The organism is Pyrobaculum sp. (assembly GCF_049971835.1).
Lineage (GTDB): Archaea > Thermoproteota > Thermoprotei > Thermoproteales > Thermoproteaceae > Pyrobaculum.
The window spans coordinates 1-1742 of record NZ_JBMFKV010000322.1 but is presented as its reverse complement, the minus strand read 5'-3'; the positions used below and the strand labels follow the sequence as shown (position 1 = coordinate 1742).

At 54.7% G+C, this 1742-nt stretch carries 2 protein-coding genes and 1 pseudogene; all 3 read left to right on the top strand.

The features are described from left to right. Positions 1-443: pseudogene (locus tag ACP5J3_RS14215) on the top strand (hypothetical protein); the annotation flags it as partial. Beyond that, positions 440-1063 (top strand): hypothetical protein, encoded by a 624-nt coding sequence (locus tag ACP5J3_RS14210; protein ID WP_428496280.1) that lies wholly within the window; start codon positions 440-442, stop codon positions 1061-1063. The pseudogene ACP5J3_RS14215 and the gene ACP5J3_RS14210, both read left to right, overlap by 4 nt. 67 nt (positions 1064-1130) lie before the next feature. Continuing rightward, positions 1131-1742: hypothetical protein (locus ACP5J3_RS14205; protein WP_428496279.1), on the top strand; the 612-nt coding region annotated here is incomplete at its 3' end.

Here is a 1742-nt window from a genome sequence, read left to right as displayed (position 1 = left end):
TTGTAAAGCTAAATAGAGAGTTTGAGGAAGTGATAGATCTTCAACCTAAGTCAGGTTCGTATACATTTACGGTGTTGACTATTTTGTCAGAGCCTTCAGCAGAGGTGGGGGGTGTGTTGATTTACTATGTCCCTAGTGGAAGGGGTAAGGCGGGCGGGGGGCTATACGCCGCGTTTCTTGACAAGAGGAAGGTTGTGAGGTATACGTCGTCTGAGTTTTTTGAAGAGTTGAGGGATAGGGGGTTCGTGAATGTGCCTTGGGCTGAGTTTGAGTGGGGATCTGTGCGGGGTGTTAGGTATATGTGTTTGAAGTACCGCGTGGTGTATGATAGCGGGTTTTTCTTGAAGTTAAGAGAGGTGTTGCCTGTGGATGAAAGGTCTGGCTGGGATCAGAGGCTCGCCTTGCTCCTGTTTTTTCGCTTTTGGCTAGCCGCGTCGACGTGAGACAGGCGGCTTATGAGGTGGATCTGGCTAGCCGTGATGACGCAGTGGAGGTGCTGGATCTACCCGTAACCATGAGCGGCGTCGTGGGTTATTTAAAAAGTACTGGCGCTGTGTATTTGAGTCAAATTAAGGGGGTTTATGTAGAGGTGAAGGGTGTGAGAGCTGGGGGTGCCGCGCCTGATGGCTTGGCGTTGGCTAACTGGGGTGAGTGGAAGATTATCGTTGCAGAGGTTGAGAGGAGTGGAGAGGGTAGTATTAATAAAATGGCGGCGACTCTGGAGAAGATGAGAAAAGCCGGCATCCTCTCCGGCGGGTCTTTTACGCCATACGGCGTTGCTCTAGCCGCCTTTAGAGTCGACGCGTTGCGTGGGGTTACTGTGGGTAGCAACGCCTTGGGAAGCGGCCCCGTCGACGACTCCGTCCTCGCATATCCCCAGGCGAGGAGCGGCCTCGTGGAGTGGGCCCGCCTCCTCGACAAGAGACACTCCGCCGCTCCTCTGCTGGCCGTCTACGAGGGGGAGGGGCCGGAGTACAGAGTCAAGGCTGTGTTATTTGAGAGAATTGTGGATTTTGAAGACCAGGCTGTGAAGGAGGCCATAGCTAAGTGTCATGCTGGTTAAGCATATTAGATTTTCGGAGTATAAGGGACGTGTAACGGCTTTTGGTACCGACTTCTTGATCTGTGGCGTGTTGGGGGCGCTGGAGGGTGGGAGGTTTGTCGCTACCTGCGCCTTCTCTGTTGATGTGTATTTCGTGGCTGTTTACGACGGCGAGGGGGTGTTTCGCGCAGTGGATTTGTGGAGCGGCGTGGGGAGGCCTAGGCCGCTTCCCATGCCTCCGGATTGGCGGGAGTCGTACGCCACTTTAGAGCTTGAGAGGATCTACCGCGGCTATAGGCGTGGGGTTGGCCGTGTGTCTCTTGAGGTGGTGAGGGAGCCGGAGGGTTATTTGAAGGTGGGTGGGAGGCCTGCTTGGCACCACGTGCTGGGCGTACTGCCGGACGGCCGCTGGGTTTATCTCGACGAGGAGTTTAGGACGTATGTGGGGGAGTTTAAACCCGCGGTGGAGGACCCCCTCTCCACATACGGCGTAGTTGGGACGGTGGAGTTAAGGCCCTTTCATCCTGATAGGTTTCACCATGAGATTTGGAATGTAGAGGCACCTATGGGGGCGCCTTCTCTAATTGCATGTAGCCGTGACTTAGAGGAGGCTTCTCGCAGGACTTATGAAAGGTATGGTGTTGGGTACAATCTCTCTGGCTGTGCAGACGGCGTGGTTTGGCCGTGTCGTATAGAAGAC